The following is a 25,345-nucleotide window of genomic DNA, read 5'->3' as shown; positions in this document are numbered from 1 at the left end:
ATGGACTTGAAGAAAGAGAAAAACTTCTTCGAAACCCGTGTGATCGAGTATCAGACTGGCGGCGCGCTGAGCTGGGACTAATTAACAGCACAGATCCAATGTGTGGGAGGGGGCTTGCTCCCGATAGCAGTGGCTCAGTTAAAACACCTTTGACTGATACACCGCATTCGGGAGCAAGCCCCCTCCTACATTGGGAATGCGGTGTTCCATCAACTTTGCAAATTGCCTTTTATGCCCAACCAAACCATTAAAACCCCGTGCGTCGGCCTGTGCTCCACCGTTTACGGTGACCTGGTCTGCCGAGGCTGCAAGCGTTATCACCATGAAGTGATCCAGTGGAATGGCTACAACGCCGAGGAAAAGCAGGCGGTATGGCTGCGCCTTGAGCAGTTGCTGGTGCAAGTGATGACCAGCAAGCTCGAAGTGTTCGATCCGCAGCGCCTGCGCCAGCAACTCGAAGACCGCAAGATTCGGTTCATGCCGCATCAGTCGCCGTATTGCTGGGCTTACCAGCTAATTGCCCGGGGTGCGCGGGTGATTTCCAAACTCGACGCTTACGGGTTGGCGTTGTTGCCGGAGTTTCGTGAGCGACACCTGGCGGATTTGCGCGATGCGATCGACCGCGAGTTTTTTCTGCTGTCAGAAGCGCATTACGAGCGGTATATCGCCCCGGGTTTTATCCGCGAGGCATTTGGTCCACCGTTGATCGCTGCCTTTTAAACCCTCAATTGTGGTTAAAATGCCGCCCGCTCAACGACCGACGCTCAACGATGACCCCAGACGCACTTGCCACTCTGCACGCCCACCTGCTTACCGCCCTGGCCAGCGCACCGGCTGAAACCCGACGCCTTTTCCATGGCCGTGGCCGCTGCTGGCCTGGGCTGGAACAGTTGACGGTGGACTGGCTGCAAGGGGTTATTCTGGTCGCGCTGTTCAAGGAGCCCGAGCCGGAGCACCTGCAGGCGTTGCAACAGCTGCTGATCGACTTCGACTGGGCTCGATTCGGCGCCCACACCGTCGCGCTGCAACACCGCTACCTGCCGCAAAGCACCACCGAATGGCTGGTGGGCGAGGCCATCGACGAATTGACCATCAACGAAGGCGGCCTGCGCTACCTGATTGACTTGGGCAAAAAGCAGAACAGTGGGCTATTCCTCGACATGCGCTACGGCCGCAACTGGGTGCGCGAACAAGCCAAGGGCCAGCGCGTGCTCAATCTGTTTGCCTATACCTGCGGTTTCTCAGTGGCAGCCATCGAAGGCGGCGCCGACCACGTGGTTAACCTCGACATGGCCCGTGGCGCCCTGAGCCGCGGCCGTGACAACCATCGCCTGAACGGTCATGACTTGAGCAACGTCACCTTTCTGGGCCACGACTTGTTCAAGTCTTGGGCCAAGGTCACCAACAGCGGTCCCTACGACCTGGTGATCATCGACCCGCCGTCCTTTCAGAAAGGCAGCTTCCTGCTGACCAAGGACTACCAGCGAGTACTACGCCGCCTGCCGGATTTGCTCACGGCGCAGGGCACGGTGCTCGCCTGCATGAACGACCCGGCCTTTGGCGAAGACTTCCTGATCGACGGCGTGACCCGCGAGGCTCCAGGCCTGCGATATGTAGAACGCCTGGAAAACCCGCCGGAATTTCCGGATATTGACGCGCAAAGTGGCCTCAAGGCCCTGGTGTTCCGTCAAGGCTGATGCCGAAACGTCCTACGCTTGCTACGCTAAGTGATACGCCGGGCGGTGAACCTTATGACCCCCTTCCCGGTCGATACCTGCATTCCCCGGCCAGACTCGACGGCGTCACGTTGTCGGCTGCCCCGTTTCACCCTTTGGAGAACCGCCCGTGATATCGACCCTGCATGTAGCCAGAATCAAAGCCTGGGGCGCCCACGGCTTCACTGCCACCGGCGTGGTGCTGGCGTTTTTGGCCACTCTGGCGCTGCTGGAGAACTCACCCAAGGCCTGCCTGCTGTGGCTGGGCCTGGCGCTGGTGGTGGACGGCGTCGACGGTTCCCTGGCGCGACGGTTGAATGTCAGCACGGTACTGCCCAGCTTTGACGGCTCGGTACTGGACCTGGTGATCGACTACCTCACCTATGTGTTCATTCCGGCACTGTTCATCTACCGCTACATCGACCTGCCGGAATTCACCCATCTGTTCACGGTGTCGGTGATCCTGGTCTCGTCGCTGTTCTGCTTCTGCAACGTCAACATGAAGAGCAAGGACAACTACTTCGTCGGCTTCCCCGCCGCCTGGAACGTGGTTGCCCTGTGCGTATACATCATCCAGCCGGAGGCCTGGGTCACGCTGCTGACCGTGATCGGCCTGGCCCTGCTGACTGTGACGCCAATGAAGTTCCTGCACCCGTTCCGGGTCAAGCGCTTCATGCCTATCAATATCGCCGTGACCACGATCTGGTTGCTGTGCAGCTTTTTGATGGTGGTGGATTACCCCAATACCAACCCGTGGACGTTCGGGTTGTGGTCGGTGATGTCGGCGTATTTCCTGGGGATTTGCATCTGGCGCACGGCGCTGGAGTGGTTGGGCACCCACAAATAGCCAACCGGACACGGTAAAACATGTGGGAGGGGGCTTGCCCCCGATGACGGTGCATCAGTGACAGATAAGCTGACTGGCACACCGCAATCGGGGACAAGCCCCCTCCCACATTTGGTTCTGCGTCCCTCTGGGAGGTAAGATGGCGGCCCTTCGCACAGCGCTTTGCTGCGCACTGCCAACCATAAGCCCTGCCCAATGCCTTTCGAACTTAGCGTAGACCTCACCACCCTCGCCATTCTCGCCGTCGTGGCCTTTGTCGCCGGTTTCATCGACGCCATCGCCGGTGGCGGCGGCCTGCTGACCACGCCCGCCCTGCTCACCGCAGGCATGCCACCGCACTTGGTATTGGGCACCAACAAGCTCAGTTCCACCTTCGGTTCGGCCACCGCCAGCTTTACCTTCTACCGCCGCAAGCTGTTCCACCCACGCCAGTGGGTTCATGCCATCGTCGGCACATTGATCGGCGCATTGACCGGCGCGGTCGTCGCCCACTACCTGCCCGCCGAAACCCTGAACAAAATGCTCCCGGTGATCGTCTTCGGTTGCGGCCTGTACCTACTGTTTGGCGGCACGCCCAAGGCAGCGCTGGATAACGACGCGCCGATCAAGAAGAAATGGCAGTCCACCCAAGGCTTCGGCCTGGGTTTCTACGATGGCGTGGCCGGCCCCGGTACCGGCGCGTTCTGGACGGTCAGCACCATGTTGCTGCACCCCATTGACCTAGTGAAGGCCAGCGGCGTTGCGCGCAGCATGAACTTCGTCAGCAACGCGGCAGCGCTGTCGGTGTTTATCTTCAACGGGTCAGTGGACTGGATAGTCGGGCTGGCGATGGGCGTGTCGGTGATGTGTGGCGCATTCTTTGGCGCACGCAGCGCAATCAGCGGCGGCGCCAAATTCATTCGCCCGGTGTTTATCACCGTAGTCCTCGGCCTGACGGTGCGCCTAGCCTGGCAGCACTGGTTCAGCGTGGCCTAAGCGACGGGCCAGGTAGAGGTCGATCAGGTAGCGCGCAATCGAACGTGAAGCGGGCAACGGCGGCAGATCGTGGATGTTGAACCACTGCGCGTCCTCGATCTCGTCAGCCTGGGGCACGATATCGCCACCGGCGTACTCGGCGTGAAAGCCCAGCATCATCGAATGGGGGAACGGCCAGCACTGGCTGCCCATGTACTGAATGTTCTTGACCTCCACCTGCACTTCCTCGCGCACCTCGCGAATCAGGCAGTCCTCGGCCGACTCGCCCGGCTCGGCAAACCCCGCCAGCGTGCTGTACACGCCAGTGACAAAACGCGGTGAACGCGCCAACAGAATCTCGTCGCCGCGGGTCACCAGCACGATCATGCTCGGCGAGATCCGCGGGTAACTGCGCAGGTCGCAGGCCTGGCAGAACATCGCTCGCTCCCGCGGCACCTGGACCATGGCCTGGCCGCAACTGCCGCAAAAACGATGCTCCCGCGCCCAGGTGCCGATCTGGGCGGCGTATCCGAGCACTTTGTACAGGGTGTGATCGCCTTGCAGCATAAAGCCGCGCAGGCCTTGCCAGCCGCAGCCCGGCACGTCAGCGGCGGAGTTAAGTTCCAGCAAGTACACCGGCTCCCCGTCGAGGTGTCCGATACCGTGCTCGGCGAACACCGACAAGTCCTGGCGCTTGAGCCATTCCCGAGGGAACAGCGGGCCATTGGTGTCATGTAAAAAGCCGTCGCGGCTGCGGGCGACAGCCCAGCCGCCGGGAGTGTCGTTGTCCAGCAACGTTGTGGTAATCCAGCCTTGGGTCATGTCAGTCAATCCACGAATTCGGGTTTCTGCTTACTCATATGGGCCGCGATGGCCACACGCAGGTCGTTGGATTGCAACATAGCCGAGTTCCAGGTGGCAACGTATTCGAGACCATCATTGACCGTATGGTCACGCATATAACTGATCATGGCCTTGGTGCCGGTCACAGCAATCGGCGACTTGGCGGCGATCTGATGCGCGATTTCCATTACGCCGGCCAGCAGTTGCTCGTGATCGGGATAAACGCGGTTGACCAGGCCAAGGCTGCGCGCTTCCTCGGCACCGAATTGGCGACCGGTATAGGCCAGCTCACGCAGCATGCCGTCACCGATGATGCGTGGCAGGCGTTGCAGGGTGCCGACGTCGGCAGCCATGCCGATGTCGATTTCCTTGATGGAAAACTGTGCGTCTTCAGCCGCGTAGCGCATGTCGCAGGCGCTGATCAGGTCGATGGCCCCGCCGATGCAATAGCCGTGGATCGCCGCCAATACCGGCTTGCGGCAGTTGTCGACCGCGTTGAACGAGGCTTGCAGCTCCAGGATTTTGCGGCGCAGCAGCCGCGCGTTGCGGCCCACGTCCTTGCCAAAGGCGTTGGCCACGGAGGCCAACATCATCAGGTCGATACCGGACGAGAAATGCTTGCCGGCGCCGCTGAGCACCACGGCACGCACGGCGTCGGTGTCTTCGACCCATTGGAAAATGTCGATGATCTCGGTCCAGAACACCGCGTTCATCGCGTTGATCTTTTCCGGGCGGTTGATCTGCACATGGGCAACGTTGCCAGTGACTTCGACGACGAACGCTTGGTATTCGGACATGGCAGTGATCCCTGACTGGCGAGTGATAAGGCCCGAACTATAACAAGGGTCCACCACGGCGCATCGGCCAAAAGCGGGACTGGCAAAAAACCCTGCCAGGCGCCATCCTTGGCGCTTTAAGCCGCCTTCTGTGCGGCGCTCGACGTTTTAAGGAAATGCCATGCACGCCCAACCCCTTGCCCCCGCCGATTTCGACTTCATCGAAGAAACCCTGCTCAAGTACGGCGATGACCATTCGGTGCTGAACCTGGCGGAGCTCGACGGTTACTTCACCGCATTGGTGTCCAGCCCGGCACAGGTGGATGTAGCCGAATGGTTCCCGGCAATCTGGGGTGGTCAGAACCCTGAATGGGACAGTATGGACGACGCCCAGCGCTTCCTGGAGTTGTGCGTACGTCACAGCAACACCCTGGCCGCCCAACTGGCGACCGACGCACAAGGCTTCAAAGCACGCTTCGACGACACCGAACATCAAGGCCAAACCGTAACCCTCGCGGAAGAATGGTGCTTTGGCTATATCCGAGGCGCAGCCATCGGCAACTGGCCGCAACTGCCTGCCGAACAGGCCGCGCAGTTGGAGAAAATCTCCTGGTGCGCCGAGCAGGACAACTTCGAGTTACCGGCCGACTTGGATGTGCAGGCTCACCAGCAACGCGTCAGCGAGATCGAACCGGCCGCGCGGGCCCTGCATGATTACTGGTTGAGCCGGCGCTAAACCTCGACAAGCACTGCACCTTTGGCCGATTATTCGGGTCCGCCCGTCGGCCACTCCGTCCCACCTTGCCTTGATCAGGAGCCTTGTACCTTGAGTTCGCAGAAAACCGTGACCGTTACACCGCCCAACTTCCCCCTGAACGGCAAGGTCGCACCGCCCGGCTCCAAGTCCATTACCAACCGCGCCCTGCTGCTGGCCGCCCTGGCCAAGGGCACCAGCCGCCTCAGTGGCGCGCTGAAAAGCGACGACACCCGCCACATGTCGGTGGCCCTGCGCCAAATGGGCGTCACCATCGATGAGCCGGATGACACCACCTTTGTCGTCACAGGCAGCGGCAAGCTTCAATTGCCTGCGCAACCGCTGTTCCTGGGCAATGCCGGCACGGCGATGCGCTTTCTCACCGCCGCCGTCGCCACCGTCGAAGGCGCCGTGGTGCTGGACGGCGACCACTATATGCAGAAGCGCCCGATCGGCCCGCTGCTGACCACCCTCAGCGAGAACGGCATCCAGGTCGACAGCCCGACCGGTTGCCCACCGGTGACCGTGCACGGCGTGGGCAAGGTCCAGGCCAAGCGTTTTGAGATCGACGGCGGTTTGTCCAGCCAATACGTCTCGGCCCTGTTGATGCTGGCCGCGTGCGGTGAAGCTCCGATTGAGGTGGCGTTGACCGGCAAGGACATCGGCGCCCGTGGCTACGTGGACCTGACCCTGGACTGCATGCGTGCCTTCGGGGCGCAGGTTGATGAGGTCGACGACACCACCTGGCGTGTAGCCCCCACTGGCTACACCGCCCATGACTACTTGATCGAACCCGACGCGTCCGCTGCCACGTACCTGTGGGCTGCTGAAGTGTTGACCGGTGGCCGTATCGACATCGGCGTGGCCGCGCAGGACTTCACCCAACCGGACGCCAAGGCCCAGGCCGTGATCGCCCAGTTCCCGAACATGCAGGCCACCGTGGTCGGCTCGCAGATGCAGGACGCGATCCCGACGCTGGCCGTGCTGGCCGCGTTCAACAACACCCCGGTGCGCTTCACAGAGCTGGCCAACCTTCGGGTCAAGGAATGTGATCGCGTGCAGGCACTGCATGACGGCCTCAATGAAATCCGTCCGGGCCTGGCGACCATCGAAGGCGATGACCTGCTGGTGGCCGCTGATCCTGGACTGGCCGGTACATCGTGCAACGCGCTCATCGACACACACGCCGACCACCGCATCGCCATGTGCTTTGCCCTGGCTGGTTTGAAAGTGTCGGGTATCCGCATCCAGGATCCGGACTGCGTGGCCAAGACCTATCCTGAGTACTGGAAGGCCCTGGGCAGTCTTGGGGTCGCACTGAGCTACTGAGTCAGCGGCGCCGAAATGGGGAGGGAATGCACATGACAATTCGCCAACCCTGCCCACCCGGCGCCTGTGTCTGCGACCGCGAGCAATTGCTTGAAGCCCCCGGCGCCGACCTGCGTATCCTCAACCTCACGCGCCAGGAAGAAAAACGCCTGCTCGACCGCCTCGAAGACCTCAAGAGCCTGCAAGACCTGGAGCGCATGCAACAGCTGATGTACCAGCAATTGGGCATTCGCGTGCATATCGCGCCGGGACACACCGAGGTCAAAAGCATGCGCGGGATCCAGATCGTTATCGACGAACTGCCGGGCATGTGCCGCAAGACCCGGCAATCGATCCCGGCGGCGATTCGTCGAGGTCTTGAGATACGCCCGGAAATCGCCTACCGCCTGCTGGATGCCCACGACCTGTTTCGCGAGGGCTGACTCAACCGGCGACTGTCTCGGCTTCGAACAGCCGCTGCCCGATGGCCTTTGCCGTTTTCAGATGCGCCTCGGCTGCTCCGCCTTCCGAGTCCAGCAACAATTCGGACGTCACCACCTTCGCCCCACAGTAATCAAAGATGCCGTAGTCGATCTGCGTGCGCATCGCCGTGGCATAGCCGTGGCGGTCAAACGCGCCGGCATCCGCAGCGCCGAGGGCCAACAGGTGCACCTGCAAATGCCGCAGTTTTTTCACCACTGGGGTATCCGGGCCGTAGTCGATCGCCCAGCCATTGACGAACACTCGATCGACCCACCCCTTGAGCAGCCCCGGCAGCGACCACCAGTAGATAGGGAAAGCGAGCACCAAGGCGTCGGCGCGGTCGAGCCGCGCCTGTTCAGCGAGCACATCGGCCGGTGGCGTGGCGTGGTTACGGTGTACGCGGTGGTCGGCGGCGGTGTAGCGCGGGTCGAAACCTTCGGCGGCGAGGTCGGCGATTTCGTAGGTGTGGCCGCAACTGCTGAGGCCTGCAGCGACTTGCGTGGCGATGCTGTGGGTGAGGGATTGTGGGTCGTGATGAGCAACAACGATCAGTGCGTGCATGACATTGACTCTCTTTCGGTTTAGGCTGGGCTTAGTTACTTTTGGTAAGTTAATTCAAATAAGTTACTTTTGGTATATAAGCATGTCAAGCAATGAATCCCCTGCCCCACGTCGTCGTTTGTCCCGTGAAGATCGGCTGCATCAATTGTTGGAAGTGGCCTGGCAACTGGTGCGCGAGGAAGGCACCGACGCCCTGACCCTGGGCCGCCTGGCGGAACTGGCGGGCGTGACCAAACCGGTGGTCTATGACCATTTCGTCACCCGTGCGGGGTTGTTGGCCGCGCTGTATGAAGACTTCGACGGGCGTCAGAACCAAGCCTTTGCCGATGCCATCGAAGCCAGCAGTGAAACCCTGCAAGACCGCGCCTGGGTCATCGCCGCATCCTACGTGGACTGCGTGTTATTGCAGGGCCGGGAAATTCCGGGCGTGACCGCCGCGTTGAGCGGTTCACCGGAACTGGAAGCGCTGAAGCGCAAATACGAGGCCATTTTTCTCGACAAATGCCGTGACGCCTTGGCGCCCTTCGCCCCCAACGGCACGCTGTCACAAGCCGGCCTGCGGGCCATGCTGGGCGCAGCGGAAGCCTTGTCCCACGCAGCGGCCGACGGCGAAATCAGCCGAGAAGAAGCCCAGCACGAATTATTGGCGATCCTATTGGCGATGGTTAACCGCGCGCCTGTTTTGTCGCCTGACCCACTGCAATCGCTGCCTCGCTAAAGCTCGGGAGCGCCTACAGGGGATCGGTGGTTGGCGCTCTGTTTCAGCCCCGCTCCTGCACGAACAACCGGACTTTGCGCGTCAATTGGTCAAGATGCCTATCCCGCTGCTTCTCCGCGTCGACCATCGCCCGCTTGCCGTGTTTTTGCAGCAGGTAGGTATGGATCTGCCGCACTTCGAGGGAGCTATAGATCGCGGCTACGTCCAGCACGCCCATCAAGCCATTCGTGCCGTAGTCGCGGGTGTTCATCAGCACCTGGGTGCCACGTGCGGCGCGTACTTGAAAGCCCAGGGCTTCGAACGCAGGCACCTTTTCCACGGCACACGCCAATTCGGCATGGGGATAGCGCGCCAGCACGTCTTGCATCATCCCACGTGCCACGCCCTGGCGGCGCAAACCGGCTTTTACAGCCATGAAGGCAATGCCACAGGCTTCGGGATCATCCTTCACCGGCAGGCAGAGCAAAAAACCGATGACGGTCTCCGAGTCCTCGGCGTCGGTAGCCACGATCAGTTCGACGTCAATGCCCTTCTCCCCATTCAGCGCCTGCAGGTAAAGGTGCACTTCAAAGCCAACCGCATACTGGTAGATGTTGTAGAGCAGGTTGCTCGGCGGCAACGCGACGCTGCTGATGTCAGTGAGGTTGTCTACCACCATCTGCAGGATCTGGCCATTGATGGGCTCGGGGCATGGTGTGGTGTAGCGGGTAAGGCTGAACATGCAAATTCCTGGGGGTTCACGTCTAGGCAGCGGGGATTGTACCTGTTGCGTACGGTCTATTGCCCGCAGACCTCACGCAGGCACCCGCGCAGCCAGCGGTGCGCCAGGTCGGCGTCCAGCCGTGGGTGCCAGAGCATCGCCACAGTAAAGGTCGGCAACGTCAGCGGCAGGGCAAAGCAAAACAGGTCGCGACGGTGGGCGGTGTAGCGTTCCGGCACACTGGCGATCAGGTCGGTGTCGCGGGCCAGGGAGATGGCAGTGGAGAAACCCGCGACGATGCTGGTGATCTGCCGCGTGAAGCCCAAGGTTTCAAGCGCATCGTCGATCTGACCGCGCGCCTGCCCACGCCGCGAGACATAGACGTGCCGGCCCTCGGCATAACGCGCGACGCTGATTTCACCCAGGCTCAGGGGATGGCCGTTACGCACTACGCCAATCAAGCGGTCGCGGAACAACGCCTGGGTCAGCACTTCAGGGCTGGCAGTGGGATCGACCACGCCGGTTTCCAGATCGACACTTCCGTCGCGCAGCAGCGTGCTGTCCTTGTCGTTTTTATTGATGAAACGCAGGCGCACGCCGGGCGCCTCTCGGGCGATGCGTGCCAGCAGCGCCGGGCCAAAGTTTTCGACGAACTCTTCGCTAGTGCGCAAGGTGAAGGTGCGCGCCACCACCGCCATGTCCACAGACTGCGCAGGCCGCAGCGCCGCGTGGGCAGCCTGAACCAAATCACTGACCTGTTCACGCAGCTCCACCGCCCGTGGCGTGGGCACCAGGCCGCGACCGGCACGCACCAGCAAGGGGTCGCCGGTGGTTTCACGCAGGCGGGCCAAGGCGCGACTCATGGCCGAGGGGCTCAAACCCAGGCGCTTGGCCGCGCCGGCGACGCTGCCTTCGGCGAGCAGCACATCCAGGGTGATCAGCAAATTCAGATCAGGCATAAGAGGTTCTCATCAGGCGTTTGGTGCAGGTATTCACTGCAACTCCTGCGTCTTCCGCCATGTTAGGCGACGCCGTAGATTTGTGACAGTTGCCTTCATTCAAGGAATTGCCCATGTCTACGTCCCCGCGCGGAAGCCTCATCAGCCTGTCGCTGTCCATGCTGCTGGCCTCACTCGGCACCAGCATCGCCAATGTGGGCCTGCCCAGCCTGACGCAGGCGTTCGACGCATCCTTCCACGCCGTGCAGTAGGTGGTGCTGGCGTATCTGCTGGCGATCACGGCGATGATCCTCAGCGCCGGCCGCCTGGGTGATCGCCTGGGGCGACGTCGGTTGCTAATAGGCGGCTTGCTGCTGTTCAGCCTGGCCTGCGGGCTGTGCGGCGGCGCGTCCTCGCTCAACGCGCTGATTGCCGCGCGCAGCCTGCAAGGCCTTGGTGCAGCGATCATGATGGCCATGGCCTTGGGCATGGTCGGCGATACCGTGCCCCAGGGCCGCACCGGCCGGGTGATGGGTTTGCTGGGCACCATGTCGGCGGTCGGAACCGCTATGGGCCCCAGCGTCGGAGGCGTATTGCTGAGCCTGTGGGGCTGGCGTGCATTGTTTCTGGTGGGCGTGCCGCTGGGCCTGCTGGCCGTCGTCCTTGCCTGGCGTTTTCTGCCGGTGGATCAGCGACACACGCCGGCATCCAGCGACCTGGGTATCTGGGCGTTGTTAAAGGATTCATCATTGCGCACGGGCTTGGCGATGAGCGCGCTGGTAGCGGCGGTGATCATGGCCACCTTTGTTGTCGGGCCGTTTTACCTGTCCCGTGGTTTGGGGCTCGACCCGGCCTCGATGGGCCTGGCCATGGCGGTCGGGCCCTGTGTCGCAGCAATCACCGGCATACCGGCGGGCCGCCTGACCGACCGCCTGGGCAGCCAACGCATGACCTGCAGCGGGCTCGGTATTCTGCTGTGCGGTGCCCTGCTGCTGACGTTGGCTTCGGGGTTGTTCACCTACCTGGGCGCGCTGATTGTTTTGACGGCGGGCTACAGCCTCTTCCAGGCGGCGAACAATACCGCCGTGATGCGCAATGTCGCTGCGATTCGGCGCGGCACGGTCTCGGGTCTATTGAACCTGTCGCGCAACCTCGGCCTGATTGTCGGTGCTTGGGCACTCAGTGCCGTATTCGCCTGGACTGCACCCGATATAACCCACGCCACCCCACAATCACTGGCGAATGGCCTGCACGCAACCTTCGCCGTCGCGTGCGGCTTGATCCTCCTGGCCGCGGTGATGGCATCGGGCCGCAACCGCGCCGTGAACGGCCTTCATAACCCCCACTGAGGCAAAAAAACAAAAAAGGCGTTGCGCCAGATGGGGTTACATCGCGCATCATGGGCACTTTCAAGCTCAAGGGTAACGTCCATGCGCGTTCTGTCATTGATGATGGGTCTTACGACGCTGGCCGCCAGTACGGTGTTCTGCGCCAGCGCGATGGCGAATGAAGAAAGTCAGCTGGTGCAACAGATCAACGAGTACCGCAGCCAAGTGCAGCGCTGCGGTGACCAGGGTTCCCAGGAACTGCCGCCACTGGCGAGCGACACACGGCTGGTGCTGCCGGCCACTAACGTCGGCGACCTTCAGCAGGCGCTGGCCCGGGCCGCGTATCCGATGGTGAACGTGCAGGCCATCAGCCTGTCCGGTCCCAAGGATGCTCAGTCCGCCATGAAGGCGGTGCGCGAGAGCTTCTGCCGGGTGGTGCTGGATCCGCAATTTATCGACATCGGCGTGAGCAACAGCGGTCAGGACTGGCGCATCGTGCTGGCCCGGCCCTTACTGTCCAGCGGACTGGGGGATTGGCAGACTGAAGGCCGGAAACTGCTGGACTTGATCAACGCCGCCCGTACACAACCTCGCCAATGCGGCACCCAGGCATTTACCGCGACCACCCCGTTGTCGTGGAACGACACCCTGGCCAGCGCCGCCAACAGCCACACGCGCAACATGGCCAACGGCAATTTCTTCGACCATCTGGACCACGACGGCCGCACGCCCGGCGACCGCGCCGAGCTGGCCGGATACATCGCCAAAAACATCGGCGAAAACATCGCCGCCGGCCTGGACACCCCGCGCAAGGTGGTCGATGGCTGGCTCGCCAGCCCCGGTCATTGTGCCAACCTGATGAACCCGCAATTTCGAGAACTGGGCGCGGCCTACGCCATGGACCCGAAGAGTGATGCGGGCATTTACTGGACCGGTTTGTTCGGCACGCAATGAAGGTTGGGCAAGCGCCCAACCTCGGCGGATCCAAACGACTCAAATGAGTAAAGCATCAAAACGCCATCTATCGGATAATTGCGCTGAACTGGCAGCGTTCAACCGGGTCTGTAGCTTTGCGCCACCCACTGAAAGGCGCGCTGAAGACTCTCGATAACAAGGTGTTCCCCCAATGATGAATTGGCTGCAAAGCAGCAGCGACATGGCTGAACGGGTAATTCAGCATGATTGGGCCAACACGCCTCTCGGTCCGCTGGAGCAATGGCCGGACGTTCTGAAGACCACCGTCGCGCTGTGTTTCGCGTCGAGCTTTCCCCAGGCCATTGTCTGGGGGCCCCAGTTGATCACGATCTACAACGACGCCTTTATTCCGATACTGGGCAATAAGCCCTATGCCTTGGGAAGACCGTTCAGTGACATATGGCGCGAGGTGTGGGCTGACGTCAGCCATATCGCCGACGCGGCGTTCCAGGGGCATGCCACCTATATCGAAAACTTTCCCCTCGTGGTTGAACGCGGCCAGGCGCGGGAACAAGCCTACTTCACTTTCTGCTATAGCCCGATCCGTGATCCCCAAGGCCACGTGGTCGGCTTGCTCGACACCGTGACCGAAACCACTGCCACGGTGTTTCTCGCCAGACGCCTGGAAGTGCTGGATGCCATTGGCAACGCCGTGGTCAATGCGGCCGATGCCGAAGCCATCATGACCCGCACTACCCAGTTGCTCGCCGAACACCTGCAAGTGAGCAATTGCGCCTACGCCGACATGGACGCCGATGAAGACGGCTTTACCATTCGCGACAACTGGACCGCGCCCGGCTCGCCGAGCATTGTCGGTCGCTACAGCCTGGCAGCGTTCGGCGAGGCGGCCGTCAACTGCCTGCGGGCTGGCGAGCCTCTGGTGATCTGCGACAACCTGCGCGAGCTGCCACCCGAAGAGTCTGCGGCCTTCCAGTCCCTGGGGGTGACTGCGACTATCTGCATGCCTCTGATCAAGAACGGACGCCTGACTGCATTGATGGCCGTCCACGACAAATCCCCACGCCCATGGTCACCCTACGACCTGGCCTTGTTGAGGGAAGTCACCGAGCGCTCCTGGGCCCATATCGAACGCGTGCGCGCCGATGCCGAGGTCCGTGAAGGTCTGGCAGCGTATGCCGAGCTGAACACCTACCTGGAACAGCGGGTGGAGGAACGCACACAGGCGCTGGCCCAAGCCGAAGCCGCGTTGCACCAATCCCAGAAACTCGAAGCCATCGGGCAGTTGACCGGCGGCGTCGCCCATGACTTCAACAACCTGCTCACGATCATTCGCTCCTCGGTGGATTTTTTGCGGCAGCCAGGCCTGTCGGAAGAGCGCCGCCAGCGCTACATGAGCGCCGTTTCGGATACCGTGGAGCGGGCCAGCAAGCTGACCAGCCAGTTGCTCGCCTTTGCCCGTCGACAACCGCTCAACCCGGAGGTCTTCGACGTAGGCCAGCGGGTACAGAACATTGGCGAGATGCTGGAAAGCGTCACCGGCGCACGCATTCAGGTGCAGGTCGAGATGCCGTCACAGGCCTGTTTCGCCCGCATCGACGCGAGCCAGTTTGAAACCGCGCTGATCAACATCGCCCTCAATGCCCGGGACGCCATGGGCGGCCAGGGTACGCTGAGCCTACGGGTGGTCGGGCGCAAGCCGCTGCCACGTATCCGTGGCGATGCGGGGTCACGCCAACCGTATATCGCCATCTCCATGGCTGATACCGGGCCGGGTATTGCCGCCGACACCGTGGAGCGGATTTTCGAGCCGTTCTTTACCACCAAGGCCGTCGGCAAAGGCACCGGCCTGGGTCTGTCGCAGGTCTTCGGGTTCGCCAAGCAGTCGGGGGGCAATATCGATGTGTCCAGCACGCCCGGCCAAGGCAGCGTATTTACCCTGTATCTGCCCCAGGTCGAAGCACAGGATGTGCCGCCCCAAAGCCCTCAGGGAACGCTCGCCATGCCCCACGACACAACCCAGTGTCGGGTGCTGATCGTGGAAGACAACCTGGAGGTCGGGCGGTTTGCCCGCCAAATCCTTGAAGACTTGGGCTATCAGACCGCCTGGGCGACCGATGCCGAACAAGCCCTGAGCTTGGCCGGCCAGGATGGAATGGCCTTTGACGTCATCTTCTCCGACGTCGTGATGCCCGGTATCACCGGCGTCGCCATGGCCAAGCTGCTACGCCAGCGTCGTGCCGACCTGCCGGTGGTGTTGACCTCGGGTTACAGCGAGGAGCTGGCAGAAAGCGGCTATGAAGGCTTCGAGTTTCTGCCCAAGCCTTACTCGGCCGAACAACTTTCGCAGGTATTGATCAAGGCAACACTCAAGGACTGAGCGTCGCCCTACTCCGCCACGGCCACTTGGTTGCGGCCCAGCGCCTTGGCCCGGTACAGCGCCTTGTCGGCGGTGTTCATCAGGCCATGCAAGTCCCCGTCCAGCGCATGGGCCGAGGCAACACCCAAGCTGGCTGAAAGCCCCGTGACCGGTTCGGCCGGCAATCCGGAAATCGCCTTGATCAACTGCTCGGCAATACCCCGAGCGGTTTCCAGCGAGGTATTGGGCAGCAATACCGCAAACTCCTCACCGCCCAGACGGCCATACACATCAGACTTGCGAAACGACGCACTGATCACCCCTCCAATCTGGCGCAACACTTGGTCGCCGGCCTGGTGTCCGTAGGTGTCGTTGATGTGCTTGAAGTGGTCCATGTCCAGCATCAGCGCGCACAGCGGCTGTTGGTTGTGTCGGCATTGTGCGTACAGCGAATGGGCATGTTCGAAGAATGCACGACGGTTCATCAGCCCGGTCAGCTCATCGGTCTGTGCGGCACGGGTTGAAATGTTGTGGGCTCTTTCCATTTGCCGAGTCAGGCGAAACGCCTTTTCCAGCGCATCGGACAATTTGCGCGTGGCGCTGGCGACAAAGGTCGTGAACACCAGCACCGCGATGGCAACACCCACCTGCATGGGAGCCGGCTGGAACAGCAGCCAGAAGGTGCACGGCAGCAATACCAGGCCGATAGACGCCAGCGTCATGTAGCGATAGGCCGAGTAACACGACACCGCGCTGACCGACATGCCCACGGTGAACAACATCACCAGCACCTGGGACAGCCGATCATCCGCTGGCATCACCGCTAACGCACCGGCGCCCCAGATACCGGCAGAGAGCACGAGAGTGACCCAGTAGCGGCGCTCCCAGCGAGCCGGCGTGCGCTCGCTGTTGGGGCAGCGAAACCAGTCCATGAACATCTTCACTCGCAGCAGCGACGACGCTGTGAGCAACAGCATCCAGACCAGCATAACGTCGTGGTCGAAGCGATCCCAACACAGCCAGCAGAGCATGGTAGCCGCCAGGTAACTGCCCAAAATGGCGGCAAATGACTGCCGGAACAGCTGGTGCAGACGGTCAGTCCGCACCTGCTCTTCTATAACGCAATCCTGGTCCTGCTCACGCCCAAGGCCATTCATGAAATTCGCCTGATTCGACTGCCATGACAAAGGCGCCATTGTGGCACCCTGCCAGCACCGCGGACAACTGAATCCCGCGCGGCAGAGCGGTTAACCCCCTTCAGGTCGCAGAATCAACACCCCCAGCGGCGGCAAATTCAGCGACAGCGACACCGGTTGCCCATGGCGCGGTTCATCCTGTGTAAAGACTTCGCCGCCATTACCGAAGTTGGAACCGGCATACATGTCCGCATCACTGTTGATCACCTCACTCCAGCGCCCGGCAAACGGCACACCAACGGAATAGGACTCGCGCGGCACCGGTGTGAAGTTAGCCACCACCAGCACGGGCTTGCCGTCTTTGCTCCAGCGCAGCCACGCGTAGACACTGTTGATCGCGTCATCGCCGATCAGCCATTGGAAACCTTGCGGCGCATCGTCCTGCTCATGCAGGGCCGGCTCTTCGCGGTACAGACGGTTCAAGTCGCCGACCAGCTTCTGCACGCCTTTGTGCTCGGCGTACTGCAACAAGTACCAGTCCAGTTGCTGGTCGTGGTTCCACTCGCGCCACTGGCCGAATTCGCAGCCCATGAACAACAGCTTCTTGCCGGGATGCATCCACATGAACGCCAGGTAGGCACGCAGGTTGGCAAATTTCTGCCAGCGGTCGCCGGGCATCTTGTCGATCAACGAGTGCTTGCCGTGCACCACCTCATCGTGGGAAATCGGCAGGATAAAACGCTCGGACCAGGCATACACCAGGCCAAAGCTCAGCTCGTTGTGGTGATGGGCGCGATACACCGGGTCTTGCTGGATGTAATGCAGCGAATCGTGCATCCAGCCCATGTTCCACTTGTAGTTGAAGCCCAGGCCGCCCTGTTGGGTCGGCTGGCTCACACCGGGCCAGGCGGTGGATTCCTCGGCGATCACCAACGCGCCAGGAGCCTCCAAGGCCACTACGTCGTTCAGGTGACGCAGGAAGTCGATGGCTTCCAGGTTCTCACGACCGCCGTGGCGGTTGGGCACCCATTCACCGGCCTTGCGCGAGTAATCGCGGTACAGCATCGACGCCACCGCATCCACACGCAGCCCGTCGATATGGAAGTGTTTAAGCCAATGCAGGGCCGACGCCAGCATAAAGCCGTGAACTTCGGTGCGGCCCAAGTTGTAGATCAGCGTGTCCCAATCCTGGTGGAAACCTTCCAGCGGGTTGGCGTATTCGTACAGCGCCGTGCCGTCAAACTGTGCCAGTCCGTGGGTATCGGTGGGGAAATGCGCCGGTACCCAGTCAAGGATCACGCCGATATCGGCCTGGTGCAGCGCATTGACGAAATAGGCGAAATCTTCCGGCGAGCCAAAGCGCGCACTCGGGGCGAACTGCGACAACGCTTGATAGCCCCAGGAGCCACCAAACGGGTGCTCCATGATCGGCATCAGTTCAATATGGGTGAAACCCAGTTGCTGCACGTACGGGATCAGCCGTTCCGTCAGTTCACGCCAGCCGTATTGGCGGGCGACTTCGCCGGCCTCGTCCAGCTCGCATTGCCAGGAGCCCACGTGCAACTCATAGATCGACAGCGGTGCGGAGGATTTCTGCTTTTCGCTGCGCGACTGCATCCACTCATGGTCCTGCCAATCCACCTGCAACGGCGGAGCGACTTTCGACGCAGTGTCCGGCGGCAGTTGAGTGGCCAATGCCATGGGGTCAGCCTTGAGCGGCAAAATCCCATTGGCACCCAGGATCTCGTACTTGTAGGCCGCACCCGGTTGCAGACGCGGGATAAACAGCTCCCATACGCCCGAAGGATGGCGCAGGCGCATCGGATGGCGGCGACCGTCCCAGATATTGAAATCGCCCACCACCGACACCCGCCGCGCATTCGGCGCCCACACGGCAAAGCGCACGCCCTGCACGCCATCGACGCTGGTCACCTGTGCACCCAGGCAGCTGCTGAGGTCGCGATGGTTGCCTTCGGCAAACAGGTACAGGTCCATTTCGCCCAGCAACAACTGGCTGAAACTGTAGGGGTCTTCGGTAATTTGCTCACCGCCGGCCCACTGGATCTTCAGCAGGTAGGCCTGGCGCGTGGTGAAGTGCCCGACAAACAAGCCCGGCACCTGGGTCGCGTCCAGGCTGCCGATCGGCTCGCCACTGTCCTGCGCCAACACCTGGACGCTCAGAGCTTCCGGCAGGAATGCGCGGATAAATTGCCCACCCTGCTCGTCATCATGTGGCCCGAGGATCGAGAACGGGTCATGGTGCTCGGCGCGCACCAGCGCTTCGACGTCCTTGGACGCCGGCATGGCAGTCAACTTAGGCTGCAGCGGTTCTTTATGCGTGTAATTCATGACGTCTCCCCACCGCGTGCAGTTTTAGATAGAGGTGCTAGCCCGCTGAGCAACCCGTGCAGCCCTTGCAGGGGCACAGGTAGCCAGGTCGGGCGATTCTCCGCTTCGTAAGCCACTTCGTACGCGGCCTTCTCCAGGCTGAACAAGGTCAGCGCGGCGTCCTGGCCTTTGGCATCCTGCCAGTCATGCGCCAGTGTAGACGTAGCTGTCTGATAAGCCTGGATAAATGCCTCGCGTGCTTCATTCAGATAGCGATCGGTCACGCGCCTGCGGGCCAGATCGGCTTGCGGCGAATGATCCACACCTTGCACATTCAAGGCCATGGCCGCCGCGTAATCAAACGAGCGCAGTACGCCGCTCACATCTTTATACGGGCTGTGCTTGCCACGCCGCTCATGCAATGGCCTGGCTGGCTCGCCTTCAAAGTCGATCAGGTAAGCATCGCCCTTCACCACCAGTACCTGGCCCAGGTGCAAATCACCGTGAACCCGAATACGCAGCCCGCCCAACGTGGCTTTCGCCAACGCCTGGACATGGGCGCCGATGGCTTTTTTCTGCGCCAGCAAGTCACTGACCAGTGCCTGATCCGCCGGGTTCAATGTGTGTTGATGCAACTTGAGCAATTGCAGCGCGCGGTCAAGCTGTGCGCCCACGTCCTTGGCCCAGGCCTGAGTGTCCTTGGCCGTAGTGACTTCGGGTTTGAAGTCCTTGTTGTCAGTCTTCGCGCCTAGCACCAGGTGCATTTCCCCCAAGCGCTGGCCGAGCAACCCGGCAAAGTCCGCCAGTTCACCCAAGGCGTTGTAGTGCTGTTCCTGCTCGGAAATGGCCTGCGCCAATTCATCGCGAATCGCGCGCTCCAGGTTGTTCTGGGTCCAGCTCCAGGCGTCGCCCTGATTGCTCAAATAACCCTGGGCAATCATCAGCAGGTTGTCCTGGCCGTCGGCGTCGCGACGAATCATCGAGCCCAGCAGCGGCGAGATATTCGGGTAATCGGCAGCGGTGAGGTAGGCGCTCATTTCCAGCTCCGGGTGTACGCCGGCGCTGACTTTGCGGATCAACTTGAGCACCAGGCTCTCGCCTACCACCACCGAACTGTTGGACTGCTCGGCCGACAAGTAGCGTACTTGGGCGTCGTCCGTCAGTTGCAGCGGGGCCAGGTGCGGCGTAGCTTCAAAACGTAAATCGCCTTCGCTGGAAGTAAGCACCGTACCCGCCTGCAGACCCTGGATCACCGCGCGGATGAAGTGCTCCAGGCTGAAGGCATCGGTGACCAGCCCCACCTGCCGCGTACGCCGCACACGAGCCAGGGCCAATTGTTGCGGCAAGGCACTGGTGAACTGATCTTCACCCAGGAAGCCAAAGGGCAGTTGATAGCGACTGACTTGGCCGCCGCTGGTGACATCAATTTCACTGAGCAACACCGGATGCTCCGGGTCGCCAAACCGCACGCCGTAAGCGATGTTCACGCTGTCGATGGCGGTGTCCTTACCGGCGAACCAGCGCCGCTTGGGCAGCCAGGCCGGCAACGAGGTCTGCTCCAGGGTGGTGCGACAAGGTTCTTCGAGCAATTCTTCCATGCGTTTTTTCAGTACCAGAGTGGTGAAGTCAGGGATGCTCTGCGCCGGTTCCACATGCCAACTGGGCATCTGGTTTTCCGCCGCCAATACAAACCAATAGAAGCCGTAGGGCGCCAGCGTCAGCAGGAAATTCAACTGGCCAATGGGCGGGAAAGCGTTTCCGCCAAGCATCTCCACCGGCACCATTCCCGCGAAGGCAGAGAGGTCCAATTCCGCCGCCTGGGCGCTGCGGGACACGTTGGCCACACACAGGATAATTTCCGTACGGCCGTCTTCCCCGGTGTATTCACGGGTATAGGCCAGGATGCGGCGATTGCTGGGCGAGAGCATTTTCAAACTGCCCCGCCCAAACGCCTTGGATTGCTTGCGCACCGCCAACATGCGCCGATTCCAGTTAAGCAGTGAGTGCGGGTCTTGAGTCTGGGTTTCGACGTTGACCGACTGGTAGCCGTACAGCGGGTCCATGATCGGCGGCAGCACCAGGCTGGCCGGATCGGCGCGGGAGAAGCCGCCGTTACGGTCGATGGACCACTGCATCGGCGTGCGCACACCGTCGCGGTCGCCGAGGTAGATGTTATCGCCCATGCCGATTTCATCGCCGTAATACAACGTCGGCGTACCAGGCATCGACAGCAGCAGGCTGTTAAGCAATTCCACGCGACGGCGATCCCGCTCCAGCAACGGTGCCAGACGGCGACGAATCCCCAGGTTGATGCGCGCGCGCCGATCTGCGGCGTAGTAATTCCACAGGTAATCGCGCTCTTTGTCGGTGACCATTTCAAGGGTCAACTCATCATGGTTGCGCAGGAAGATCGCCCATTGGCAGTTGGCGGGAATCTCCGGGGTCTGGCGCAGAATATCGGTGATGGGGAAGCGATCTTCCTGGGCCAGGGCCATGTACATGCGCGGCATCAGCGGGAAGTGGAACGCCATGTGGCATTCATCGCCGTCGTCGCCCTTTTTGTCACCGAAATACAGCTGAGTGTCTTCCGGCCATTGGTTGGCTTCGGCAAGCAACATGCGGTCCGGGTAGTTGGCGTCGATTTCGGCGCGGATCTGCTTGAGCACATCGTGGGTTTCGGGGAGGTTCTCGTTGTTGGTGCCGTCGCGCTCGATCAAGTACGGGATGGCGTCCAGGCGCAGGCCGTCAATGCCCATGTCCAGCCAGTAACGCATCACCGACAACACGGCCTTCATCACTTGCGGGTTGTCGAAGTTGAGGTCGGGCTGGTGAGAATAGAAACGGTGCCAGAAGTACTGGCCGGCGACCGGGTCCCAAGTCCAGTTGGACTTCTCGGTGTCGAGGAAAATGATGCGCGTGCCATCGTACTTCTGGTCGTCATCGGACCACACATAGAAGTCCCGCGCCGCCGAACCAGGCTTGGCCTTGCGGGCACGCTGGAACCACGGGTGCTGGTCGGAGGTGTGGTTGATCACCAGCTCAGTAATCACCCGCAATCCACGCTTATGGGCCTCGGCGATAAAGCGCTTGGCGTCGGCCAGGGTGCCGTAGTCGCTGTGTACGCCACGGTATTCGGCGATGTCATAGCCGTCATCGCGGCGAGGCGAGGGATAAAACGGCAATAACCAAATGGTATTCACGCCGAGGTCGGCGATGTAATCGAGCTTGGCGATCAGCCCGGGGAAGTCACCGATGCCGTCGTTGTTGGAGTCAAAAAAGGATTTGACGTGAACCTGGTAGATCACCGCGTCCTTGTACCAGAGCGGGTCTTTGATAAAGGTGGCAGGGTTAGGTTTCTTCGCCATTGGAAACTCCTGAATGACTTAAATTCTGCGGACGCGATGCGATCGTTGTGGGAGTGGGCAAGCCCCCTCCCACAATGGATCTGCGCAAGACTTAGGCAACCGTGATGCGCCAGATTCCAAACGGCATCTGCGGATCAAGGCGTGTCCATTGGGTCTTGCCATACCAGGTCCAGCGATGGCCGTTCATCAGGTCTTCGCCTTGGGTCTGCGCATCATCCGGCAGCCCCAGTTCCCACAGCGGCAACTCAAAGTGCGCTTCCTGGGCGTTGAATGGATCGAGGTTGATCGCCACCAGAATGAAGTTACTGCCATCCTCACTGCGCTTGCCGAAGTACAGGATGTTGTCATTCCAGGCGGTGTAGAGCTTCAACCCCAAATGCGTCTGCAACGCCGGATTTTGCCGGCGGATACGGTTGAGCTGGGCAATCTCGGCAATGATGTTGCCGGGCGCGGTGAAGTCCCGCGGGCGGATTTCATATTTCTCCGAGTCCAGGTATTCCTCTTTGCCCGGCACCGGCGCTGATTCACACAGTTCAAAACCGGAATACATGCCCCACAGGCCCGAGCCCATGGTCGCCAGCGCGGCCCGGATCAAAAAGCCTGGGCGGCCGGACTCGTGCAGGAAGGCTGGGTTAATGTCCGGCGTATTGACGAAGAAGTTCGGCCGGTAGCACTCGCGCCACGGCGACTGGTTCAACTGAGTGAAGTACTCGCTCAATTCAGCCTTGGTATTGCGCCAGGTGAAGTAGGTGTAGCTCTGGGAATAACCGACCTTGCCCAGCCGCGCCATCATCGCAGGCGTGGTGAAGGCTTCAGCCAGGAAGATCACCTCGGGGTACTTTGAACGCACATCGCTGATCAGCCATTGCCAGAACGGCAGCGGTTTGGTGTGGGGGTTGTCGACGCGAAAGGTCTTCACGCCCTCTTCCACCCAGCCCACTACGATGTCGCGCAACTCCGTCCAGAGACTGGGAATCGCGTCCGCCGCATAGAAGTCGACGTTAACGATGTCCTGGTACTTTTTCGGCGGGTTTTCGGCGTATTTGATCGTCCCGTCCGGACGCCAGTTGAACCAACCCGGATGCTGCTTGAGCCACGGGTGATCCTGGGAGCACTGGATGGCAAAGTCCAACGCGATTTCCAGGCCATGATCGGCGGCAGCCTGGACCAGGCGGCGAAAATCATCGCGACTGCCCAGTTGCGGGTGGATGGCTTCGTGGCCGCCCTCCTCGCTGCCAATGGCGTACGGGCTGCCCGGATCGTCAGGGCCGGCGGTGAGGGAATTGTTCTTGCCCTTGCGGTGGCTGCGGCCGATGGGGTGGATCGGCGGGAAGTACAGCACGTCGAAGCCCATGTCATGGATCATCGGCAGGCGTGCGTGCACATCGTTGAAGGTGCCGTGACGGGCCGGATCATCAGTGATCGAGCGCGGAAACAGCTCGTACCAGCTGGCGAATTGCGCCGCTTCACGCTCCACATCAATCGGGTATACGGCACTGATGCTCAAATAGGCGCGGTGATCGGCCTGAGTCATCAAATGTGCACTGTCTTCGTGCAGAAATAGTGCGACCTGCTCGGTTTCCAGCAGGCCGGACAGTTCGTGGTGCAGCAGCATCAAGCGATCGCGCAGTTCGTTGTCACTGCGTTCGGCGGCCTGCAACACCAGGCTGCGGCCTTCCTGCAACTCCAGGCTAACCGGCACACCAGCCTCGTGCTTTTTGCGCAGCTCGTAGCAAAAGCTGGCGAAGGTATCGATCCAGGCTTCGATGCAGTATTCGTGAGGGCCCTGGTCGGTGACGGTAAATGCGCCCTCCCAACCGTTGTTGCCCACATCCGCCATCACCACGCTGTGCCAGCTTTCGTCCTGCAGCGGGCGCCAGCGGATCAATACCGCGAGTTTGTCGTGGCCATCGGCGAACACCTTGCTGGTCACGGTGACCCGCTGGCCCACTGCGGCCTTAACGGCGAATTCACCGCCATCAATCACAGGCATGGTGCTTTCGATTGCAATCCTGGGCAGCAACAGCGCCTGGGACAGCGGCAATAAGGAAACATCTGGAACCTGAGTTTCAGCAGTCATCGAGCATCTTCCCCTTACGCCCTGTGGACGCTCTTTGCTTGATCCGAATTCTGAGACGGCGACGCTCTCCCTGAGCAGGGCCGTAATAGGTCCGAGCCTGAGGCTTGGTCAAAAGTTCAGGTGGATGTTCCGCCATTGAGCGGGGAATCAAATCGCCCGGGCGGTTGTCCACCGGTAGAGCAAAGCACAAAGGAGGCCACACCGATGAATATCCCGATCCCGGCTGAAACCCCTGATCCTAATATCGACAATCCGACCCTGCCGCCCACCGAACCGGAGCCGATTCCAGAAAAAGAGCCGCCCGAAAATGAGCCGCCACCGGTGGAAGAGCCGCCGACAACCATGCCCCCTGTGATCGTCAGTCCTTCTCGAAACGCTTGACGATTTTCGGCATCACGCTGAACACCGCCAAGGCCAGCAACGTACTCAGGACCGCTGTCGATTCCCGGCCCAACCCGGCCGAGACCCCAATCGCAGCGGTCATCCACAGGCCGGCGGCGGTGGTTAGGCCTTTGACATGCCCCTCTTCATCATCCTTGCCTTTGATGATCGTGCCTGCGCCGAGAAAGCCGATCCCCGCGATCACGCCCTGCACTACGCGACTCATGGCATCCGCCTGATTACCTGACATCTGCGGCACCATCACAAACAGCGCGGCGCCCAACGCCACCAGCATGTGGGTCCGTACCCCGGCGGCCTTGCCCTTGCTCTCGCGCTCAAACCCCAGGATGCCGCCGAGTACGGCGGCGATCAGCAGGCGCACGGTGATCTGGGTCAGTTGTTTGGCATCGCCGATATCGGCGAACTCGGCCTGCAGGGTTTGCCACACTTCATGCCACCAAGCGTCCATGGATCCTGTCCTTTAAAGAAGCGGTTAAGTCATGGACAGCGCCTACCGCCAGTCAGTTGCCTTGAACCACGCCACGGCACCATCCCCTAAGGTTCATAGCCGATGAGAAAGGAGTTCGACATGACCCTGCGTATTGAAAACCACCTGTGCTATTTCACGCTCGACGACAATGGCCAGGAACAGAGCGTCCCCGCCACCCGAGTGAAGATATTGACGGACGATGACAAGTCCATGTCCTACGTAGAACTTGCGGGCGAGCGCACCTACATCACCGAAGCTGAAGCGGACGCCTTGACCGTCGAAGGCGCGACAGACGGACGCAACCATGTGAAGGCCACGGAGCCTGGTTCGCTGATTTGATTGATCTGT

General features: G+C 61.1%; 23 protein-coding genes and 1 pseudogene. 14 read left to right on the top strand and 10 right to left on the bottom strand.

Annotation, left to right across the window (positions count from 1 at the left end; translation table 11 throughout):
- The 5 genes from ACEN2T_RS16285 to ACEN2T_RS16265 all read left to right on the top strand — a co-directional run.
- On the top strand, positions 1–81 hold an 81-nt coding region (locus ACEN2T_RS16285; RefSeq protein ID WP_223820096.1), incomplete at its 5' end, for a hypothetical protein.
- Positions 82–231: 150 nt separating this feature from the next.
- On the top strand, positions 232–720 hold the full coding sequence (locus ACEN2T_RS16280; protein ID WP_032886826.1) for a DUF1289 domain-containing protein: 489 nt from the start codon (positions 232–234) through the stop codon (positions 718–720).
- 50 nt (positions 721–770) lie between these two features.
- A complete protein-coding gene (locus ACEN2T_RS16275; RefSeq protein ID WP_442117000.1) occupies positions 771–1,697 on the top strand; it encodes a class I SAM-dependent methyltransferase in 927 nt (308 codons plus the stop codon).
- A 148-nt stretch (positions 1,698–1,845) separates the two neighbouring features.
- A complete protein-coding gene (pcsA, locus tag ACEN2T_RS16270; RefSeq protein WP_032886829.1) occupies positions 1,846–2,562 on the top strand; it encodes a phosphatidylcholine synthase in 717 nt (238 codons plus the stop codon).
- A gap of 195 nt (positions 2,563–2,757) precedes the next feature.
- Positions 2,758–3,537 (top strand): TSUP family transporter, encoded by a 780-nt coding sequence (locus ACEN2T_RS16265; protein ID WP_032886830.1) that lies wholly within the window; start codon positions 2,758–2,760, stop codon positions 3,535–3,537.
- On the opposite strand, the gene nudC is transcribed toward ACEN2T_RS16265, so the two are convergent.
- Both nudC and ACEN2T_RS16255 read right to left on the bottom strand, forming a co-directional pair.
- Positions 3,505–4,338 (bottom strand): NAD(+) diphosphatase, encoded by an 834-nt coding sequence (gene nudC, locus ACEN2T_RS16260; protein WP_032886832.1) that lies wholly within the window; start codon positions 4,336–4,338, stop codon positions 3,505–3,507. The two genes, ACEN2T_RS16265 and nudC, sit on opposite strands and share 33 nt — an antisense overlap.
- Positions 4,339–4,343: 5 nt before the next feature.
- Positions 4,344–5,156, bottom strand: coding sequence for a crotonase/enoyl-CoA hydratase family protein (locus tag ACEN2T_RS16255; protein WP_442116999.1), 813 nt, complete (start codon positions 5,154–5,156; stop codon positions 4,344–4,346).
- Positions 5,157–5,316: 160 nt separating this feature from the next.
- Between ACEN2T_RS16255 and ACEN2T_RS16250 the strand changes: the two genes are divergently transcribed.
- From ACEN2T_RS16250 to ACEN2T_RS16240, 3 genes are all read left to right on the top strand, one after another.
- Positions 5,317–5,871: a UPF0149 family protein gene (locus ACEN2T_RS16250; RefSeq protein ID WP_032886834.1), complete on the top strand. Its 555-nt coding sequence runs from the start codon at positions 5,317–5,319 to the stop codon at positions 5,869–5,871.
- A gap of 90 nt (positions 5,872–5,961) precedes the next feature.
- On the top strand, positions 5,962–7,218 hold the full coding sequence (locus ACEN2T_RS16245; RefSeq protein ID WP_442116998.1) for a 3-phosphoshikimate 1-carboxyvinyltransferase: 1,257 nt from the start codon (positions 5,962–5,964) through the stop codon (positions 7,216–7,218).
- Positions 7,219–7,250: 32 nt separating this feature from the next.
- Positions 7,251–7,640, top strand: coding sequence for a hypothetical protein (locus ACEN2T_RS16240; RefSeq protein ID WP_442116997.1), 390 nt, complete (start codon positions 7,251–7,253; stop codon positions 7,638–7,640).
- Position 7,641: 1 nt separating this feature from the next.
- Here the strand turns inward: ACEN2T_RS16240 and ACEN2T_RS16235 are convergent, their stop codons facing one another.
- On the bottom strand, positions 7,642–8,241 hold the full coding sequence (locus ACEN2T_RS16235; protein ID WP_442116996.1) for an NAD(P)H-dependent oxidoreductase: 600 nt from the start codon (positions 8,239–8,241) through the stop codon (positions 7,642–7,644).
- Positions 8,242–8,323: 82 nt separating this feature from the next.
- On the opposite strand from ACEN2T_RS16235, the gene ACEN2T_RS16230 reads away from it, so the two are divergent.
- A complete protein-coding gene (locus ACEN2T_RS16230) occupies positions 8,324–8,959 on the top strand; it encodes a TetR/AcrR family transcriptional regulator (protein ID WP_099602867.1) in 636 nt (211 codons plus the stop codon).
- A gap of 43 nt (positions 8,960–9,002) precedes the next feature.
- On the opposite strand, the gene ACEN2T_RS16225 is transcribed toward ACEN2T_RS16230, so the two are convergent.
- Both ACEN2T_RS16225 and ACEN2T_RS16220 read right to left on the bottom strand, forming a co-directional pair.
- The gene (locus ACEN2T_RS16225; RefSeq protein WP_099602868.1) at positions 9,003–9,680 is read right to left on the bottom strand and encodes a GNAT family N-acetyltransferase; all 678 of its coding nucleotides are present in this window, start codon (positions 9,678–9,680) and stop codon (positions 9,003–9,005) included.
- Between the two features lie 56 nt (positions 9,681–9,736).
- Positions 9,737–10,618, bottom strand: a complete 882-nt coding sequence (locus ACEN2T_RS16220) for a LysR family transcriptional regulator (protein ID WP_442116995.1) — start codon at positions 10,616–10,618, stop codon at positions 9,737–9,739.
- 113 nt (positions 10,619–10,731) lie between these two features.
- Here ACEN2T_RS16220 and ACEN2T_RS16215 point away from each other — a divergent pair.
- The 3 genes and pseudogenes from ACEN2T_RS16215 to ACEN2T_RS16205 all read left to right on the top strand — a co-directional run bounded on the left by ACEN2T_RS16215 (position 10,732) and on the right by ACEN2T_RS16205 (position 15,238).
- Positions 10,732–11,946 (top strand): annotated as a pseudogene (locus ACEN2T_RS16215) (MFS transporter).
- 81 nt (positions 11,947–12,027) lie between these two features.
- A complete protein-coding gene (locus tag ACEN2T_RS16210) occupies positions 12,028–12,879 on the top strand; it encodes a CAP domain-containing protein (protein WP_032886845.1) in 852 nt (283 codons plus the stop codon).
- A gap of 172 nt (positions 12,880–13,051) precedes the next feature.
- Complete coding sequence (locus ACEN2T_RS16205; RefSeq protein WP_095185858.1) at positions 13,052–15,238, top strand: GAF domain-containing protein; 2,187 nt, start codon at positions 13,052–13,054, stop codon at positions 15,236–15,238.
- An 8-nt stretch (positions 15,239–15,246) separates the two neighbouring features.
- Here the strand turns inward: ACEN2T_RS16205 and ACEN2T_RS16200 are convergent, their stop codons facing one another.
- The 4 genes from ACEN2T_RS16200 to ACEN2T_RS16185 all read right to left on the bottom strand — a co-directional run bounded on the left by ACEN2T_RS16200 (position 15,247) and on the right by ACEN2T_RS16185 (position 24,126).
- On the bottom strand, positions 15,247–16,413 hold the full coding sequence (locus tag ACEN2T_RS16200; RefSeq protein WP_032886848.1) for a GGDEF domain-containing protein: 1,167 nt from the start codon (positions 16,411–16,413) through the stop codon (positions 15,247–15,249).
- 51 nt (positions 16,414–16,464) lie between these two features.
- On the bottom strand, positions 16,465–18,702 hold the full coding sequence (gene glgB / locus ACEN2T_RS16195; RefSeq protein ID WP_122753602.1) for a 1,4-alpha-glucan branching protein GlgB: 2,238 nt from the start codon (positions 18,700–18,702) through the stop codon (positions 16,465–16,467).
- The gene (treS, locus tag ACEN2T_RS16190) at positions 18,699–22,046 is read right to left on the bottom strand and encodes a maltose alpha-D-glucosyltransferase (protein ID WP_032886850.1); all 3,348 of its coding nucleotides are present in this window, start codon (positions 22,044–22,046) and stop codon (positions 18,699–18,701) included. The genes glgB and treS overlap by 4 nt, the downstream gene beginning before the upstream one ends.
- Before the next feature lie 91 nt (positions 22,047–22,137).
- Positions 22,138–24,126, bottom strand: coding sequence for an alpha-1,4-glucan--maltose-1-phosphate maltosyltransferase (locus ACEN2T_RS16185; protein ID WP_099602871.1), 1,989 nt, complete (start codon positions 24,124–24,126; stop codon positions 22,138–22,140).
- Positions 24,127–24,330: 204 nt separating this feature from the next.
- Here ACEN2T_RS16185 and ACEN2T_RS16180 point away from each other — a divergent pair, with 204 nt between their 5' ends.
- Positions 24,331–24,507, top strand: coding sequence for a hypothetical protein (locus tag ACEN2T_RS16180; RefSeq protein ID WP_163033259.1), 177 nt, complete (start codon positions 24,331–24,333; stop codon positions 24,505–24,507).
- Here ACEN2T_RS16180 and ACEN2T_RS16175 read toward each other — a convergent pair.
- On the bottom strand, positions 24,485–24,976 hold the full coding sequence (locus ACEN2T_RS16175; RefSeq protein ID WP_032886852.1) for an MgtC/SapB family protein: 492 nt from the start codon (positions 24,974–24,976) through the stop codon (positions 24,485–24,487). The two genes, ACEN2T_RS16180 and ACEN2T_RS16175, sit on opposite strands and share 23 nt — an antisense overlap.
- 120 nt (positions 24,977–25,096) lie before the next feature.
- Between ACEN2T_RS16175 and ACEN2T_RS16170 the strand changes: the two genes are divergently transcribed.
- Positions 25,097–25,336 carry a DUF3203 family protein gene (locus tag ACEN2T_RS16170; protein ID WP_032886853.1) on the top strand — a complete coding sequence of 80 codons (240 nt, stop codon included), beginning with the start codon at positions 25,097–25,099 and terminating at the stop codon, positions 25,334–25,336.
- Positions 25,337–25,345: the final 9 nt, after the last annotated feature.

This window comes from Pseudomonas sp. W22_MBD1_FP4 (genome assembly GCF_052113765.1).
GTDB classification, from domain to species: domain Bacteria; phylum Pseudomonadota; class Gammaproteobacteria; order Pseudomonadales; family Pseudomonadaceae; genus Aquipseudomonas; species Aquipseudomonas sivasensis.
The sequence above is the reverse complement of the archived record's forward strand: the minus strand, read 5'-3'. Positions and strand labels throughout refer to the sequence as shown.

Bases quoted from the DNA above. Each gene is read 5' to 3' on its own strand.
- ACEN2T_RS16255 (WP_442116999.1), bottom strand. From the start codon at position 5,156: ATGTCCGAATACCAAGCGTTCGTCGTCGAAGTCACTGGCAACGTTGCC.
- ACEN2T_RS16235 (WP_442116996.1), bottom strand. From the start codon at position 8,241: ATGCACGCACTGATCGTTGTTGCTCATCACGACCCACAATCCCTCACC.
- nudC (WP_032886832.1), bottom strand. From the start codon at position 4,338: ATGACCCAAGGCTGGATTACCACAACGTTGCTGGACAACGACACTCCC.
- ACEN2T_RS16250 (WP_032886834.1), top strand. From the start codon at position 5,317: ATGCACGCCCAACCCCTTGCCCCCGCCGATTTCGACTTCATCGAAGAA.
- ACEN2T_RS16265 (WP_032886830.1), top strand. From the start codon at position 2,758: ATGCCTTTCGAACTTAGCGTAGACCTCACCACCCTCGCCATTCTCGCC.
- ACEN2T_RS16230 (WP_099602867.1), top strand. From the start codon at position 8,324: ATGTCAAGCAATGAATCCCCTGCCCCACGTCGTCGTTTGTCCCGTGAA.
- glgB (WP_122753602.1), bottom strand. From the start codon at position 18,702: ATGAATTACACGCATAAAGAACCGCTGCAGCCTAAGTTGACTGCCATG.
- ACEN2T_RS16240 (WP_442116997.1), top strand. From the start codon at position 7,251: ATGACAATTCGCCAACCCTGCCCACCCGGCGCCTGTGTCTGCGACCGC.
- ACEN2T_RS16275 (WP_442117000.1), top strand. From the start codon at position 771: ATGACCCCAGACGCACTTGCCACTCTGCACGCCCACCTGCTTACCGCC.
- ACEN2T_RS16280 (WP_032886826.1), top strand. From the start codon at position 232: ATGCCCAACCAAACCATTAAAACCCCGTGCGTCGGCCTGTGCTCCACC.
- treS (WP_032886850.1), bottom strand. From the start codon at position 22,046: ATGGCGAAGAAACCTAACCCTGCCACCTTTATCAAAGACCCGCTCTGG.
- ACEN2T_RS16200 (WP_032886848.1), bottom strand. From the start codon at position 16,413: ATGGCGCCTTTGTCATGGCAGTCGAATCAGGCGAATTTCATGAATGGC.
- ACEN2T_RS16205 (WP_095185858.1), top strand. From the start codon at position 13,052: ATGATGAATTGGCTGCAAAGCAGCAGCGACATGGCTGAACGGGTAATT.
- ACEN2T_RS16220 (WP_442116995.1), bottom strand. From the start codon at position 10,618: ATGCCTGATCTGAATTTGCTGATCACCCTGGATGTGCTGCTCGCCGAA.
- ACEN2T_RS16225 (WP_099602868.1), bottom strand. From the start codon at position 9,680: ATGTTCAGCCTTACCCGCTACACCACACCATGCCCCGAGCCCATCAAT.
- ACEN2T_RS16210 (WP_032886845.1), top strand. From the start codon at position 12,028: ATGCGCGTTCTGTCATTGATGATGGGTCTTACGACGCTGGCCGCCAGT.
- ACEN2T_RS16175 (WP_032886852.1), bottom strand. From the start codon at position 24,976: ATGGACGCTTGGTGGCATGAAGTGTGGCAAACCCTGCAGGCCGAGTTC.
- ACEN2T_RS16170 (WP_032886853.1), top strand. From the start codon at position 25,097: ATGACCCTGCGTATTGAAAACCACCTGTGCTATTTCACGCTCGACGAC.
- ACEN2T_RS16180 (WP_163033259.1), top strand. From the start codon at position 24,331: ATGAATATCCCGATCCCGGCTGAAACCCCTGATCCTAATATCGACAAT.
- ACEN2T_RS16185 (WP_099602871.1), bottom strand. From the start codon at position 24,126: ATGACTGCTGAAACTCAGGTTCCAGATGTTTCCTTATTGCCGCTGTCC.